General features: G+C 72.7%; 9 protein-coding genes. 7 read left to right on the top strand and 2 right to left on the bottom strand.

Annotated features, from left to right (window positions below; all coding sequences use genetic code 11):
* Positions 1-62 precede the first annotated feature (62 nt).
* From LDL49_RS58165 to LDL49_RS03360, 6 genes are all read left to right on the top strand, one after another.
* Complete coding sequence (locus tag LDL49_RS58165) at positions 63-998, top strand: oxamate carbamoyltransferase subunit AllH family protein (RefSeq protein WP_225289376.1); 936 nt, start codon at positions 63-65, stop codon at positions 996-998.
* Positions 995-2,344 carry an AllF/FdrA family protein gene (locus LDL49_RS03380; RefSeq protein WP_225289375.1) on the top strand — a complete coding sequence of 450 codons (1,350 nt, stop codon included), beginning with the start codon at positions 995-997 and terminating at the stop codon, positions 2,342-2,344. Before LDL49_RS58165 ends, LDL49_RS03380 begins: the two co-directional genes overlap by 4 nt.
* Positions 2,341-3,732 carry a YlbE family protein gene (locus LDL49_RS03375; protein ID WP_225289374.1) on the top strand — a complete coding sequence of 464 codons (1,392 nt, stop codon included), beginning with the start codon at positions 2,341-2,343 and terminating at the stop codon, positions 3,730-3,732. Before LDL49_RS03380 ends, LDL49_RS03375 begins: the two co-directional genes overlap by 4 nt.
* 241 nt (positions 3,733-3,973) lie before the next feature.
* The gene (locus tag LDL49_RS03370; RefSeq protein ID WP_263654467.1) at positions 3,974-6,364 is read left to right on the top strand and encodes a serine/threonine-protein kinase; all 2,391 of its coding nucleotides are present in this window, start codon (positions 3,974-3,976) and stop codon (positions 6,362-6,364) included.
* Between the two features lie 121 nt (positions 6,365-6,485).
* A complete protein-coding gene (locus LDL49_RS03365; RefSeq protein WP_225289372.1) occupies positions 6,486-7,301 on the top strand; it encodes an MOSC domain-containing protein in 816 nt (271 codons plus the stop codon).
* A 223-nt stretch (positions 7,302-7,524) separates the two neighbouring features.
* Positions 7,525-8,826 (top strand): MFS transporter, encoded by a 1,302-nt coding sequence (locus LDL49_RS03360; RefSeq protein WP_225289371.1) that lies wholly within the window; start codon positions 7,525-7,527, stop codon positions 8,824-8,826.
* A 109-nt stretch (positions 8,827-8,935) separates the two neighbouring features.
* Here LDL49_RS03360 and LDL49_RS03355 read toward each other — a convergent pair whose 3' ends face one another.
* The gene (locus LDL49_RS03355) at positions 8,936-10,501 is read right to left on the bottom strand and encodes a bifunctional 3'-5' exonuclease/DNA polymerase (protein ID WP_225289370.1); all 1,566 of its coding nucleotides are present in this window, start codon (positions 10,499-10,501) and stop codon (positions 8,936-8,938) included.
* A gap of 21 nt (positions 10,502-10,522) precedes the next feature.
* Complete coding sequence (locus LDL49_RS03350) at positions 10,523-12,010, bottom strand: metallophosphoesterase family protein (RefSeq protein ID WP_225289369.1); 1,488 nt, start codon at positions 12,008-12,010, stop codon at positions 10,523-10,525.
* A gap of 146 nt (positions 12,011-12,156) precedes the next feature.
* Between LDL49_RS03350 and LDL49_RS03345 the strand changes: the two genes are divergently transcribed.
* Positions 12,157-12,567 (top strand): hypothetical protein, encoded by a 411-nt coding sequence (locus LDL49_RS03345; RefSeq protein ID WP_225289368.1) that lies wholly within the window; start codon positions 12,157-12,159, stop codon positions 12,565-12,567.
* Positions 12,568-12,593: the final 26 nt, after the last annotated feature.

Raw genomic sequence — 12,593 nt, 5'->3', positions numbered from 1 at the left:
CTCCGTACGGACGGTTGTGCGGCACGTTCTACGGTCAGGTCCAGAGCCGGTAGGGAGGTTCGGTGACCGTCGGTATTCATGCGAGGCGCCCGCGCACCCATGTGACAGGAGCGGCCAGCGCGGCGGTACGCCCTGTGCTGGAGGCGCCCCGCAGCCCCGCGCGGGTGCTGGCCGTCTTCCCCGCCGGGGCGTACCTGGAGGTCAGGACCGAACTGGAGCCGTCGGTGCTCGCCGTCATCACGGGCGCGGCGACGCGGCTGCCCAACTCCGTACTGCTGGCCGCCGACCTGCCGCGCGTCACCGTGGGTGACGAGGCCGCCGTGGGCGACGGTTCGGTCGAGCTGGGGCGGCTGAGCGTGCGGGCGCGCCGCTGGTGGGATCCCGCGCCGCCGCTCGGCCGGGTCGATCCCGTACGGCTCAGGCAGGCCGCCCCTCGACTGACCCCCGGCGAGCCGGGACTGGCGGGCAACGACGCCATCGAGCTCCTGGCGGCGGGCTGCGCGAGCGGCCGGTTGCTGAGCGCGGTGACGGCGGCCGAGCGGCTGGTCGGCCTCGGTCCGGGGCTGACGCCGAGCGGGGACGACGTGCTGGCCGGGCTGCTGGTGACGCTCAGGCACCTCGGCGCGGCGGCCGGGGCGGACCGGGCGGTGTGGCTGGCGGACTGGCTGGCCGCGACCGTGACGTACGACGCCCGCACCCGTACGACGCCGATCTCGGCGACGCTCCTGCACTGCGCGGCCAGAGGCGAGGCGAGCCCCGAGGTGATCGCCGTGCTGCGCGGCATCGCCGGACGGCAGGAGCTCGAACCGGCGCGGCGGCAGCTGCGGCGGCTCGGCCACACCTCCGGATCCGACCTGCTCCAAGGCATCTCCATCGGCCTCGACACCGTCCTGGCCATGACGGAGGCACCGAGCCCGGTCCTTGTCCCGGAGGCCCCGCGCCCGGTCCCTGCCCCTGAGGCCCCGAGCCTGACCTGCGCCATGAGCGTGACCGCATGACCCGTGACGCGGTGCTGCTGCGCAAGGGCGTCTACCACGACTCCGTCACCCTCATGCGGGTGAGCCGCTCGCTGTCGGACCTGCCCGGCATGCGGGTGGCCATCGTCGCCATGGCCACGGAACTGAACCTCGCCCTGGCCCGCGACCTGGGTTTCGACCTGCCCCCCGCCGACCCGGGCGACCTGCTCGTCGCCCTGCGCGGCGACAGCGTGGACACCGCCACCGGCGAACTCGACCACGCCCTGGCCCGGCTGTCCGCCTCCCGGACCCAGGCGGCCGCCGACCAGCCTCCGCTCACCACACTCTCAGCCGCCAGAAGCCCCGCCGGCCTGGTGCTCGTGTCGGTTCCGGGGGAGCACGCGTTCGTCGAGGCGCTCGACGCGGTCCACGCCGGACTCCCCGTGATGATCTTCAGCGACGGCGTGCCGGTCGCCCAGGAGCGGCGGCTCAAGCTGCTGGCCGAGGAGCGTGACGTGCTGGTCATGGGCCCCGACTGCGGCACCGCCGTGATCGCCGGGGTGGGGCTGGGCTTCGCCAACGTGCTCCGGCCGGGCCCGGTCGGTGTCGTCGCGGCCTCCGGCACCGGCGCCCAGCAGGTGACGTCCCTGCTCGACCAGGCGGGCGCCGGGGTCAGCCACGTTCTCGGCGTGGGCGGCAGGGACCTGTCGGCCGAGGTGGGCGGGCTGTCGACGATGCGGGCACTGCGCATGCTGGACGACGACCCGGCCACCGAGCTGATCGTGCTGGTCTCCAAGCCGCCCGACCCGGCGGTGGCGCGGGCCGTACAGGAGGTGGTGGAGACGCTGGGCACACCGGTCGTCTCGGCGCTGCTCGGGGAGCGCGATCTGACGGCGGCCACGGAGGAGGCGCTGCGCGCCCTCGGCAGGCCCGTCCCCGCCTGGGAGTCGTGGCCCGGCTGGTCGCCCACATCGGCGTACACGAAGCTCAAGGGCGTCTACTCGGGCGGCACGCTGTGCGCCGAGGCGAGCCTGATCGCCGGAGCGGGCGAGTTCACCGACTACGGCGACGACGCCTACACCAGGGGCCGCGCCCATCCGATGATCGACCCGACGCTCCGCCTGGAGGCCCTCGCCCGCGTGGAGCCGGGCGACGTGACCCTCATGGACGTCGTGCTCGGGCACGGCGCCGACCCCGACCCGGCCGCCTCCCTCGCCTCGGCCGTCGCCCACGCCACCCACCATGGCGCCACCGTCGTCGTCGCGCTCATCGGCACCGAGGGCGACCCTCAGGGCCTGCACCGGCAGGCCGCGGCGTTCCGCGAGGCGGGCGCCGCCGTCTTCACCTCCAACGCCCAAGCCGCCCGGCACGCCAGGAACCTCCTTTGACTCTGCTCTCCGTACCGCCCCACGTGATCACCGTCGGCGCCGGCCTCCTCCAGGAAGCGCTCGACGCGCAGGCCGTGCCGACGACCGCCGTCGCATGGCGGCCGCCCCTGCCCGGCACCGCGGACGCGCTCGCGCGGGTGCTCGCCGACCCGCGCCTGCCCGCGGCCAACGAACGGGCCGTCGGCCGCCTGACCTCCGCCCGCCCCCAGCTCGTCGGGGTACGGCGGGCCTCGGAGGTGCTCGACCTGCCGGAGCGGATGTTCCTGCACGCGGGGCCGCCCATCGACTGGGAGCGCGCGTCGGGCCCGATGCGCGGCGCGCTGATCGGCGCGATGCTGCTCGAGGAGTACGTCCGCGACGTGCCGTCGGCCGAGGAGCAGCTGGCCTCCGGCCGGATACGCCTGGAGCCCTGCCATCGGCACGCCACGGTCGGCCCGATGGCGGGCGTGGTGAGCCCGTCGATGTGGATGCTGGAGGTACGCGATGCCGAGCACGGTGGCACGGCGTACTGCTCGCTCAACGAGGGCCTGGGCAAGGTGCTGCGTTACGGCGCGTACGGGCCCGAGGTGCTGGAGCGGCTGAGGTGGATGGACCGGGTGCTCGGGCCCGTCCTGTCGGCCGCGATCGAGCTGGGCGGTCCGATCGACCTGCGCGCGATGATCGCGCAGGCGCTGCAGATGGGCGACGAGCTGCACAACCGCAACCGCGCCGCCACCTCGCTGCTCCTGCGCGAGCTGGCCCCCTGGGTGGTCGAGGCCGCGGCCGGCAGCGCCGCCGAGGTGCTGCGCTTCGTCAACGGCAACGACCACTTCTTCCTGAACGCCGCCATGGCCGCGGGCAAGGTGAGCACCGACGCGGCCAGGAACGTCCCCGGCTCCTCGATGGTCGTCGCCATGGCCCGCAACGGCACCGATTTCGGGGTCCAGGTCTCGGGGCTGGGCGATCGGTGGTTCACCGGTCCCGCGGGCGTGCCGGACGGGCTCTACCTCGGCGCGTACGGCCCGGCGGACGCCAACCCGGACATCGGCGACTCCACGATCACCGAGACGTCCGGTCTGGGCGGGTTCGCGATGGCCGCGTCCCCGGCCATCGTGCGGTTCGTCGGCGGCGAGGTGGCGGACGCGGTGGCGGCGACCCGGTCCATGTACGAGATCACGCTGGCCGAGCATCCCGCCTACCAGATCCCGGGGCTCGGCTTCCGCGGGACGCCCGTCGGCATCGACATCACCCTGGTGGCCAGAACCGGCGTGTTGCCCGTCGTCAACACCGGTATCGCGGGCCGCGTGGCGGGCACCGGACAGGTCGGCGCGGGCCTGGTGAAGCCCCCCGTAGAAGCATTTACCGCCGCATTGCTCGCCCTGGCCGACGACCGTAAGCGATCTATTTGATACGCGATATTGCGGTACGTCAAGGCATTTGTAAGAACCGAGTTGTGGTTCCCTTGGGAATGACCTGCCTATATCGTGGCCAACGCTCATAATCTTGACGTATGGCGGCGCGACGCTTGTGACCGATGAGGCTGGAGATTGGGGCGGGAACATGGCAGCCGACCGCTTGCTCAGCGGACCCGGTGCGGAGGGGAACGCTTCACAGAGCCAGGGTCGTTTGATCGGCAGGCGCTACCGGTTGATGTCACCGGTCGGCCGCGGCGGCATGGGGATGGTGTGGCACGCGCATGACGTGTTGCTCGCCCGCGACGTGGCGGTCAAGGAGCTGATCCTGCCGTACGGGCTCGACCAGGCGGGCAAGCAGGTGGCCCACCGGCGCATGCTGCGCGAGGCCAGGTCCGCCGCGCGGCTGACGCACCCGGGCATCGTGACCGTGCACGACGTCGTCGAGGAGGACGGCCGGCCGTGGATCGTCATGGAGCTGGTCCGGGCGTGGTCCCTGGAGCAGGCGGTCCGGCAGAGCGGACCGCTCCCGGTGATCCAGGCCGCCGAGATCGGCATCCGGGTGCTCGACGCGGTACGGCACGCGCACGCGGCCGGGATCCTGCACCGTGACATCAAACCGGGCAACGTCCTGCTCACCTCCGACCGCGTGGTGCTGACCGACTTCGGCATCGCCGCGATCGAGGGCGACGTCACGATCACGCAGACCGGGCTGCTCATGGGCTCGCCCGCCTACATCCCGCCGGAGCGCCTGTCCGGGCAGTCGATCACCCAGGCGGCCGACCTGTGGTCGTTCGGGGCGACGATGTACGCGGCGGTGGAGGGGCGCCCGCCGTACGAGGGGCCGGACCCGATCGCGGTGCTGGGCGCGGTCCTCACGCAGGACCCGGTCACGCCGCAGCGGGCGGGCGCGCTGGCGCCGGTGATCGAGGGCCTGCTGCGCAAGAACCCGGCCGAACGTCTCACCGCCGAGCAGGTCGGCGAAATGCTGGAGCGCATCCTGCACGCGCACGGCTCGACCCGCCCGCGACCCGCCGAGACCTCGCGGTCCCTGCCCACGCAGGCGGACTCGACGCCCGCCGGGCTGCTGCCGCCGTTCGACTCGCTGTCCGGGCCGATGCCGTCGCGGATCGTGGAGACGCCCTCGGGGCCGGTACGCGTCCCGTACGACCCGCTGAACAGCCCGTCGGGCGGCTACTCCATGCCCTACGAAGGGATGTCGAGCCCGTCGGGCAGCCATCGCACGGACGCGCTGCCGTCGCTGCCTCGGGCGGACGGGTTCGAGGCGTTCACCAGCCCGTCGGGGTCGCACCGGATCCCGGAGGCCGGGGAGCGCCCGCCGACCGGCCCGCACCCGTCGCTCAGCGATCCGGCCGGACCGTCGATGACCGGCCCGTCCTTGGTCCGCCCCCTTCCGGGCAGCCCGTCGGGCGGCCACCCGTCGGGCGGCTTCCCGGCGAGTGGACCGCCGTCGTCCCCGGGTTTCCCGTCCGGGCCCGTGTCCTCACCGGGCTCCCCGTTGGACGGGCCGCCGTCGTCACCGGGCTTCCCCGCGAGCGGACCACCCTCGTCTCCGGGCTTCCCGGCAGGTGGGCCGCCCTCGTCGCCGGGCTTTCCCTCCGGCGGCCCGCCGTCGTCGCCGGGCTTTCCGTCCGCCGGGCCGCCGTCGTCGCCGGGTTTCCCCGCGGGCGGGCCGCTCGAGGCGCCGCCGTCGTTCGGCGGGCCGTCGGGATCGCACCGGGCGTCTGACAGCGCGGCGTTCGGGAGCCCTTCGGGACCGCGCCGGATCCCGGAATCGCGTGCGGGCTCCCGGGGCCCGTCGGGCCCGCAGCCGATCCTCCCCCTGACCAGCGACAGCCGCGCCACCCCCTGGCCGCTGGCCTCACCGGACCACCTGCGCGACCAGGCCATCGACCTGTCGCGCGACCTGACCCACGATCGCCTCACCAGGCTGCCCAGCGCCACCTCGGAGCGCCTGACCAAGAGCAGGCGCAGGCACGAGGACGACGATGAGGGCGGCTGGCTCCGCGACGGCCGCCCCACCCCGCGCCTGATCGTCACGGCCATCGCGGCGCTCGGCGCGATCGTGGCCGTCGTCCTGTACCTCCGCGCGGGCAGCGCGCCCGCGCCGGTGCCGAGCGTGGCGATCACCGCCGAGACGTCGTCGCCACCCGCCGCCGATCCCCTGACGGCGACCGTGCCCAAGGGCTTCAGCGAGCAGACCCCGCCCGGCTTCTCCGCCGCCCTCCCCGACGGCTGGAAGCTGACCGCGTCAGGCGGCGACGCCACCTTCACCGGGCCCAAGGACTCCGGCATGACGGCCCGCATCGAGCAGACGACTCCCCAGCAGGACGGGGGCCTGTCGGAACTGACCCGCGAGGAGGCGGCCGGCCGCGTCGACGGCTACATCCAGGTCCAGCTCCAGGCGACGCGGTATCGCGACTGGAAGGCCGCCGACTGGGAGTACACCTACACCCTGGCCAACGGCGTCCCCATGCACGCGCTGACCCGTTTCGTCACGATCGACGACACCAACGCGTACAAGATCACCTTCAACATGCCCGAACTCAAGTGGGACGACCAGGCCGAAACCCGCAAGGTCTTCTTCGACACCTTCCGCCAGACGTGACCCGCCGGCCGCCTCGCGCTCAGCCGATCGTGGCGGCCGGTGCGGCGCGGTGGCCGGACAGGGCTGACCCGCGTTCGGCGCCCCGATCGGTGGCGGATGGGCGTGGGGTACGGTCGGCGGCATGAAGTTGGCGAGCATCCACATCTATCCCGTCAAATCGACAAGCGGGCACGAGGTACCGGCGGCCGAGGTGCAGCCTTGGGGCCTGGCCGGTGACCGGCGCTACCTCATCGTCGACGAGCACGGCGAGATGCTGACCGCCCGCGAGCTCCCCCGGCTGCTGATGTGCGTACCGGAGCCGGACGGCGAGACGGTCAAGCTCACGGGCCCGCACGCCGCGCCGCTGCGGGTCACCCCCACCTCCGGCCGTTCGAAGATCAACATGCGGAAGATGTCGATAGAGCTGACCGACTGCGGCGACGACGCGGCCGCGTGGCTGAGCGCGCTGATCGACCGCCCCGTCCGGCTGGCCTGGCAGGACGACCCCACCAGCCGTCCCGTCGATCCCGAGTACGGCCGGCCGGACGACCGGGTCAGCCTGGCCGACGCGTATCCGCTGCTGCTCACCTCCACGGCTTCGCTGGCCCGGCTCAACGACTGGATTGCGGAGACGGCGGTCGAGCGCGGCGAGGAGCTTCCCGCGCCGCTGCCCATGAGCAGGTTCCGGCCGAACGTGGTCGTGGACGGCGTGCCGGACGCCTTCGCCGAGGACGGATGGCGGCGCATCCGGGTCGGCGAGACGGAGTTCCGGGTGGCCAAGGGCTGTGACCGCTGCGTGCTGACCACCGTGGACGCCGCCACCTACACCAAGGGCAAGGAGCCCATCCGCACCCTGGCCAGGCACCGCCGGTGGGACGGCAAGGTCTGGTTCGGCATGAACCTCATCCCGGAGGCCCCAGGCCGCATCGCCCAGGGTGATCCGGTGACGATCCTCTGAGCCGGACGACGCACCTCTGAGCCGATGACGGTCCGCCGCCCGGCTCGGACCTCCGAGCCAGGGGCGGACCTCCGAGCCGGGCGGCGATTCTTCGGAGTCCGGCGGCGAAGAACCCCCTCTCACCCGGACAAGCACCCGAAAGAAGCCGTAAGTAGTTGAATAACGCTGCGTGGGGCGATTTGGGCCTTTGGGGGGATCTCATGGGCTATGCGAGACTTCACACGTGACCAGCGCCCCTATAAAGCCCGATATTTCATCTCCTGACCGGATCCGGGCCGTCCAGCGGCGCACTCTCGCGATCCTGTCCGCCGCGCAAATAGTGGGCGGCGTAGGCGTCGCCGTCGGCCTGGCCCTGAGCTCCGTCGTCGTCGACGAGCTCTCCGGATCCACCGTGATCAGCGGCTTCGCGGGCACCGCGACCGTACTCGGCGCGGCCCTCCTGGCCCTGCCGACCGCCAAGGCGTCCGGCCGGGGCGGCCGGCGGACGGGCCTGACACTGGCGTACGTGGCCGCGCTGGCGGGCTGCGCGTTGTCCGTCGGCGCCATCAGCCTCGGCAACTGGCCGCTGCTGCTGGTCGGGCTGGTCCTGGTGGGCGGCGGCAGCGCGGGCAACCTGGCGGCCCGCTACTCGGCGACCGATCTGTCACCGCCAGGACACGCCGCCAGGCACCTGTCCCTGGTCGTCTGGGCGGCCACCATCGGCTCCGTCGCCGGCCCCAACCTGGCCAAGCCCGCCGACCAGATCGGCATGAGCGTGGGCCTCGGGGAGAAGGCCGGGCCGTTCGCGTTCGCGGCGCTGGCGTTCGCGCTGGCGCTGCTCGTCATCCTGGTGGGCCTGCGCCCGGACCCGCTCAAACTCGCCCGCCGGCTGAACGGCACGCAACCCCCCGCCGCCGGCCGGAACCGGACGATCAGGAACGCCTGGACGACCCTGCGCACCACCCCCATGGCCCGCAAGGCCCTGGTCATGATCGCGGTCAGCCACACCGCGATGGTGTCGGTCATGTCGATGACCCCGGTCAAACTCCACCACGACGGCTCGAACCTCGACATCATCGGCTTGGTGATCAGCCTGCACATCGCCGGGATGTACGTCCTGTCGCCGGTGGTCGGCTGGCTGGCCGACAAGGCGGGCAAGGTGCCGGTGCTGCTGCTCGGCATGGCGCTGCTGCTCAGCGCCGCCGTTCTGGCGGGTACGGCCGGGCACCGCGTCTGGCAGGTGACCACCGCGCTGGTGCTGCTCGGCCTCGGCTGGTCGTGCGGCCTGGTGGCGGGCTCGGCGCTGGTCAGCGAGTCGGTGCCGGTCGGGAGCCGGCCCGCCGTGCAAGGTCTGTCCGACCTGCTGATGAACGTGTGCGGCGCCACCGGCACGATCGTCGCGGGCGCGATCGTGGGCGGGCTGTCGTACGGGGTGCTCGGGCTGGTGGTGGGGGTGATGGTGACACTCGCCGGAGTCTGGCTGGCGATCACCTGGCGCCACCTGAACAGCGGCCCGCTGACACCCGCGGAATCAGCCGCCTCCTGACGCCCCGCGCAACCCGCATCCGACGCCCCGCGAAACCGCCACCCGACGCCCGCGGAATCTGCCGCCCACAGACGTCCGGACAGTCAGCCGCCACCAGACATGCGCGAAGTCACTTCGCGTCGGCGTAGCAGGAGACCGCGACCGCCTCCATCGGGAACCGTACCGGCGTCCCCCCGAACAGCAGGCGGCTGGCCTCGGCGGCCGACTCCGTCACCGCGGCCATCACCTCTTCTGCCTGGTCGAGCGGGCAGTGCACCATGATCTCGTCGTGCTGGAAGAACACCAGCCTGGCCGGGCCGGACAACCGCCCCCGCAGCACCGCCATCAGCACCAGCGCCCACTCGGCGGCGGTGGCCTGCACGACGAAGTTGCGGGTGAACCGCCCCCGATCCCGGATCGCCCGGCTCCCCTCGGGCCCCGACACGAGGGACTTCCACCCCTCGGACGGCGGCGGGCTGGTGCGGCCGAGCCAGGAGCGCACCAGCCGCCCCTCCTCTCCCGCCTTGGCCGCGTCCTCGACGAACTGGTAGGCCTTGGGGAAGCGCTGCCGCATCACCGCCAGCAGCTTGGAGGCGTCACCGCTGGTGCCGCCGTACATGGCGGACAGCATCGCGATCTTGGCGTTGGCGCGCTCGCCCCCGAACGACTTGGCCAGCGCCGAGTACAGGTCGATCTCGCCCGCCGCCCGCGCCAGCCCCCCGTCGGCGGCCATCGCGGCCAGCACCCGCGGCTCCAGCTGGGCGGCGTCGGCCACGATCAGGGTCCAGCCGTCGTCGGCGACCACCACGCGGCGCATCACCTTGGGGATCTGCAGCGCGCCGCCGCCGTCGGTGGCCCACCGCCCCGACACCACGCCGGCCACCACGTATTCGGCGCGGAAGCGCCCGTCGCGCACCCACTGGTCGGCCCAGACCCACCCGTGGAAGCTGTAGAGCCTGGCCAGCTCCTTGTAGGCGAGCAGCGGCGCGATCGCCGGGTGGTCGAGCTGCTTGAGCTCCCACGACCGGGTGGTCTTGAGCGCGACGCCCGCCCCCTTGAACGCCTTGATCAGCTGCTGCACCGAGTCGGGATTGACCGGATGCCCGAACGCCGCCGACACCTCGTCGGCCAGCGCCTGGAGCTTGGCCGGCCGCATGCCGTGCACCGGGCGCGGGCCGAGCAGCTCGGTGAGCAGGGCGTCGTGTACGTCCCGGCGCCATGGCATGCCGTCGTGGCCCATCTCGGCGGCGATCAGCGCGCCCGCCGACTCGGCCGCCACCAGCAGCCGGAACCGGCCCGGCTCCGGCAGCGCCTCGATCCGGCGCAGCTGGTCGGCCAGCACCTCCGCCACCGCCTCAGCGCCGAGCGGCTCGGGCGCGAACAGGGTGTCGGGCATGCTGGGCCGGTCGTCGGGCACCGGCAGGCCGTGCAGCCTGGCGTGGGCGGCCTTGGCCGAGCGCGGCTGGCCGTATCGTCCCTCGTACGCCAGCAGCAGCCCCTCGGTGAGCGTCACGTCGTGGCAGCGTGCCACCCGCACGCCCTTGGCCAGCAGGAGCGGATAGACCTCGCGGGCGTCCGCCCAGACCCAGCGCGGCCGCTCGGCTTCGAGCTCGCGCACGGCCCGCGCCAGGTCGTCGACCCGGCGAGCCGGACCACCGACCGGCAGGATCGTCCCGTCTGTCACCACTACGTGCACGCCGTCCAGAGTGCCAGGTGACTACGACAAACTGATGTGCACCTCGTCCTCCATCGGCGGGTCCACCTCCTGCGGCAGGCAACCGGTGGCGGCGAAGCAGCGCACCGTGAGCAGGTCGGGCGTGACCGAAAGATGCAGGAACTGCTTGAAGAACGGTGGTGTGTCCCAGTCGGACAGCTCGGAGAGGTAGCGGTGGAAGACCGTGCCCACGGGCAGCCGGAGCGGCATCGGCCAGGCCCCGAGCAGCCGGGCCGCCCACCTCATCCGCCGAGTGATCTTGACAGGGCTCTCGATGGGACGTACCGGGGTGTTCTTGATCTGGTCCGCCATGATGCAGGCGGCCTCGGCCGGGGTGAGGTAGATCCACTTCATCCGGAGCCGCTTGGCGTACAGCTGGCTGTAGAAGGACAGCGAGTCGCCGCGCAGGGGGTAGCACTTGAAGTCGTCCTCGTGCACGCCCGCCACGTCCACCCGGCGGGTGGTGTGGGTGGCGTGCATGAACGCGCCCCCGCCTCCGGAGACGATGTACTGGATCACCCGGTCGCCCACCCTGACGGGATAGCGCTGGTAGTTGTGCACGTCGCCGCCGATGGCGGCCACGTAACGGTGTTCGGGGGCGCGGATGATGTCGTCGATCGTGCCGCCGCCCTCCAGCGGGGACGGCTTGTAGTCGTTGCGCGTGTAGATCGGCTTGCCGGTGACGAGGATCTTCGGGCGCGGGTCCAGGGAGGTGCGCCGCAGCCATGCGGTCTGCTGGGCGTCGATCTCCCCCTGGATGCCGGTGTCGACGCCCACGATGAGCAGGCTGGGGGTCTCGATCGCCCAGTACGGGCCCGGCTGCGCGGCCCGCTGCGCCGGACGGTCCCTGAACGCGCGGGCCTCGGCCAGACGCCGCTCGTCGATCGTCTCCGACCTGCGCCAGAGCAGGCCGCGTAACCCGGCATCCCGCTTGGCCGGCAGCGGCGGGGCGTCGCAGAACACGCGCATGAAACCGCCGAGCCCGTCGTACCAGTCGTGGTTGCCGGGGATCGCGTAGATCGGCGCGTCATAGTCCTTGTACGGGCGGAAGAACTTGTTCTCGTACTCGTTGCCGGACCCGGCCGGATAGAGCACGTCGCTGGCGATGACCGCGAAGGAGGTGCCTTCGCCCACCTTGAGCAGGCCGGGCACGACCGCGTACTGGGAGGCGTCGCCCTCGCCGGTGTCGCCGAGCAGCAGGAAGCTGAAGCTCTCCCCCACCTCCGGCTTGACGCGGAAGTCCGGGTCGGCGCCACGGGCCTCCTGCTCGGCGACCCACCTGCGGCGCACCTTCCCGGACGGGTCGCCGAAGAGCCCGGCGACGATCTGGTTGCGCGAGTGCCACAGCGTGCGCGGGCTGAGCCAGGTGAACCCCTTGTTGTCGGGCCTCAGGGCGTTGAACGTGCCGATCCGCTGACAGGCCCACCCCGCGCCTTCCTCCGACACCCGGGAGGAGAGCTGCTTTCCACGCTCAGCCGCGACTTCCACCATGACCCCATCTTTCCGCGATCTTCCCGAAGCCGCACCCCCTTCCCGAAGCGCGTCCGAACGGAGCGTGCCGTTGGGAACACAATCGGTTCGCGATGGTGTAGCCTCACGCCCCAAGCAAGCGGTTCGTCGCCGCGAGGGGGGCTGCCATGGCCCGGAACGGTTCAGACGACGCCACCCGGAGGGGCACCGCGGGGGTGGCCGCCGTAGAGGGTCTGCTGGCGTACGCCGGCAGACGGTCGCGCTGGGGTGGTGGGGCGCTCGACAGGGTCCACCAGGCGATCGGGCTCAGCCGGGAGCTGGCCGCCGCGGACCCCGACGAGCACACGGTGCTGCTCGCCCGCTGCCTGCTGGCCGCCGCCAAGCTGCTGCTGAAGCGCGGCCGGGCCGCGGAGGCGCTGCCGCACGCCGAGGAGGCCGTCGAGCTCTGCCGTCCGACGGGTGGCGCGCCGCTGATCGTCGCGCTGGCGTGCCTGTCCGACGTGTACGAGGCCCAGCAGCGCTATGGGGAAGCGGCGGCGGCCATGACGGAGGCCGCCTCGGTCGACCCACCGGACTGACCACCAGACCTCAGCTCCAGACCCCA

Origin of the sequence: Nonomuraea aurantiaca, assembly GCF_020215705.1 — a bacterium.
Classification (GTDB): Bacteria; Actinomycetota; Actinomycetes; order Streptosporangiales; family Streptosporangiaceae; genus Nonomuraea; species Nonomuraea aurantiaca.
Note: the sequence above shows the minus strand (reverse complement) of the source record. Positions and strands in the feature narration are given on the sequence as shown.